Annotated in this window: 3 protein-coding genes and 1 pseudogene; 2 read left to right on the plus strand and 2 right to left on the minus strand. The window is 70.9% G+C overall.

What is annotated here, in order from left to right:
• Window positions 1-360: aminopeptidase P family N-terminal domain-containing protein (locus tag ABZU46_RS31495; protein ID WP_354863334.1), on the minus strand; the 360-nt coding region annotated here is incomplete at its 3' end.
• A gap of 204 nt (window positions 361-564) precedes the next feature.
• On the opposite strand from ABZU46_RS31495, the gene ABZU46_RS31500 reads away from it, so the two are divergent.
• Window positions 565-1,935 carry a glycosyl hydrolase family 18 protein gene (locus ABZU46_RS31500; protein WP_354863335.1) on the plus strand — a complete coding sequence of 457 codons (1,371 nt, stop codon included), beginning with the start codon at window positions 565-567 and terminating at the stop codon, window positions 1,933-1,935.
• Between the two features lie 41 nt (window positions 1,936-1,976).
• Here ABZU46_RS31500 and ABZU46_RS31505 read toward each other — a convergent pair whose 3' ends face one another.
• Window positions 1,977-2,864 carry a winged helix-turn-helix transcriptional regulator gene (locus tag ABZU46_RS31505; RefSeq protein WP_354863336.1) on the minus strand — a complete coding sequence of 296 codons (888 nt, stop codon included), beginning with the start codon at window positions 2,862-2,864 and terminating at the stop codon, window positions 1,977-1,979.
• A gap of 146 nt (window positions 2,865-3,010) precedes the next feature.
• On the opposite strand from ABZU46_RS31505, the pseudogene ABZU46_RS31510 reads away from it, so the two are divergent.
• Window positions 3,011-3,229, plus strand: a pseudogene (locus tag ABZU46_RS31510) (MFS transporter); the annotation flags it as partial.

Below are 3,229 nucleotides of genomic sequence, written 5' to 3' on the forward strand. Positions count from 1 at the left end.
TAGGGCGAGGACCTGCTCGGCCCACATCCGGTCGGCGAGCCCGACGGCCGACGGCGGGCCGTCGAGGGCGGCGACGACCAGGGGGTACGGGTCGACGCCGTCGGGGTGGTCGACGATGCGGACGCCGGTGTTCGGTGCCGCCTCCGCGGCCGGACGCTCCAGCCTGGGCACGATGAGCGTGGGCGCACCCTCGGCGGGCAGCACCAGGCAGGTCAACCGCTCCCCCACGTGGGCGTCGTACCCGGTCAGGTAGCGCAGGTCGGAGCCGGGCGTGAGCAGCAGCGCGTCCAGGCCGGCCGCGGCGGTGGCGCGCTGCGCGGCGAGCAGCCGGTCCGGCGGGTACAACTCATCGGTTCCCACCCCGTGAGCTTAACGGTCGTTTGGGCATCCCCAGAACCCCGCATCCGCCCGGGCGAGGAAATCCATCGGCGTTGATTGACGCCGACAGTTAACACTCTTTAAGATTTGGCTGCCTCGAGGCCACCCGTTTCTGCGTACCGCATTTCCCGCCCGCGACAACCCTGCGCGGGCGGGCGTCGTCCCCAGCCCACGGGAAGGCCCCCGATGTCCTCACCACTGCGCCGCGCCCGCACCGCCGGCCTGCTCGCCCTGGCCACCGCCGCCGCCACCGTCACCCTCGTCCCCACCGCCGCGCAGGCCGTGGTGCTGCCGAACAACTTCAAGAGCGTCGGCTACATGCCCTCGTGGGCTGGCAACGTCAACACCATCCAGTACAACAAGCTCACCCACATCAACTACGCGTTCGTGCTGCCCAACAACGACGGCAGCCTGCGCGCCGTGGAGAACCCGAGCAAACTCTCCTCGCTGGTCTCCCAGGCGCACGCCAACAACGTCAAGGTCTCGATCGCCGTCGGCGGCTGGAACGACGGCAACGACTCGGCCTTCGAGGCCCTCGCGGCCAACTCCGGCAGCCGGACCGCCTTCGTCAACAACCTGGTCAACTTCGTCAACCAGTACAACCTCGACGGCGTCGACATCGACTGGGAGTATCCGGACCCGGGCGCCTCGGCGAACAACTACAGCCAGCTCATGACGCAGCTCGGCAGCGCCATGCACAGCCGCGGCAAGCTGCTCACCGCGGCCGTCGTCTCCGAGGGCTACTACCTCGACGGCGTGCCGACGGCCGTGTTCGGCCAGGTCGACTGGCTCAACATCATGGCGTACGACGGCGGCAGCCCGCACTCCAACTACGACTGGTCGATCAACAGCATCAACCTGTGGAAGTCCCGCGGCCTGCCGGCCAGCAAGGCCGTCCTCGGCATCCCGTTCTACAGCCGCCCCGGCTACTACACGTACTCGGCGCTCGTCGCCCTGGACCCGGCCAACGCCAACCGGGACTGCACCACGGCCGGCGGCGCGCAGCAGTGCTACAACGGCGTCCCGACCGTCAAGCGCAAGACGCAGTGGGCGCTGGCCAACGCCGGCGGCGTCATGAACTGGGAGCTGTCGCAGGACACCACCGGCTCCACCTCGCTGGTCAGCGCCATGTACGACACCATCATGGGCGGCACCACCCCGCCGCCGTCCGGTCGTACCGGCCAGATCACCGGCCTCGGCGGCAAGTGCGTCGACGTGGCGTCCGCGAGCACCGCCAACGGCACCGCCATCCAGCTCTGGGGCTGCAACGGCACCAACGCGCAGACCTGGACCGTCGCCAGCGACGGCACGCTGCGCGCCCTCGGCAAGTGCGCCGACATCACCAGCGGCTCCACCGCCAACGGCGCCAAGGTGCAGCTGTACGACTGCAACGGCAGCGGCGCCCAGGTCTGGCAGGCGCAGTCCAACGGCACGCTGCGCAACCCGCAGTCCAACAAGTGCCTGGACGTCACCGACAACAGCTCGGCCGACGGCGCCCGGTTGCAGATCTGGGACTGCTTCGCCGGCGCCAACCAGCGCTGGACGCTTCCGGCCTGAACCTGAACCTGACGCTGCGATCCCCGGTCGACGCCCCCGCGTCAGCCGGGGATCGTCGCGTGGTCGCGGGCCAGCACCAGCATCTCGTCGACCGATCCGGCCGGGTCGGTGACCGGGAACTGCACCGCCCGCACCACCGACGTCGGGTCGACGAGCATCGTCAGTCGCTTGAACCGGGTCACCCCGCCGGCGGAGAAGACCGGCAGCAGCAGCCCCGCGGCGAGCCGACCGTCCTGATCGGACAGCAACGGAAACGGCAGCCCCGCGTACGCGGCGAACTCGGCGAGCTGGTCCGGCCGCTGGGTGCTGATCCCGCACACGCGTACCCCGGCCGCCTCGAAGGCCGAGTGCCGGCCGGCGTACGTGGTCGATTCGAGGGTGCAGCCCCGGGCGCCGGGGATCTCCGCCCAGCCCGGCGGGTAGCCGTGCGTCCCCGGCGCGTACGCCCCGGGGAAGAGGTAGTGGACGCTCCAGACGTCCGGCGCGGTCAACGCGACCGGCCGGCCGTCGGCGCCGGGCAGGACGATCTCCGGCAGCCGTCGGCCCACCAGCGCGTGTGCCCGTCGGGCCTCGGCCGAGGCGTCGTCGGCGGTCGCGGTCAGCTCTCCGTCACCCATCAGGTGCCTCGTTCCCCAGTCCTGCAGGGCGATCAACACCGGCAGCAGGCCCTCGCCCTTCGTGGTCAGCAGATAGTCGTGCCGGGGCGGGTGCGCCGAGTACGGGCGGCGTTCCAGCACGCCGTGCTCGACCAGGGCGGCGAGGCGTTCGGTAAGCGCCCGCCGACTGACGCCCAGTTCGCGCTGGAGCGCGTCGAAGCGGGTCGTGCCGCCGGCGACGTCGCGCACGATGAGGAACGTCCACCAGTCCCCCAGCACGCCGAGCGCCTGCGCGATGCCGCAGTCCGCGTCCGCGAGATCCTCTCGTCGCACCCGCTTCCTCCCTCCGCCCGACACGACTATAGTCCGTTCCAGATTGGAACGGACTATAGTCGGCACGCGCCGCCAACGGCACGCAGCGCCAACGGCAACGCACTGACACCGGGAACGCATCGGCGCGACGGACGGGGGCCGACGACATGCACGTCGACGAACGAGCCCGTGTGTTCTGGCGCTGGTGGACCGCCGGCACGACCAGTCTGGTCGGGTCGGCGGTCGGCGCGGTGGCCCTGCCGCTGACCGCGCTCACCGTCCTGGACGCCTCCGCGTGGCAGATGGGTCTGATCGCCGCGGCCAGCTACGTCGCCTGGATCGTGATCGGCCTGCCCGCCGGTGTGATCGTGCAGCGCCTACCGCTG

Origin of the sequence: Micromonospora sp. NPDC005197 (genome assembly GCF_040608295.1) — a bacterium.
In the GTDB taxonomy this organism is placed as follows: Bacteria; Actinomycetota; Actinomycetes; order Mycobacteriales; family Micromonosporaceae; genus Micromonospora.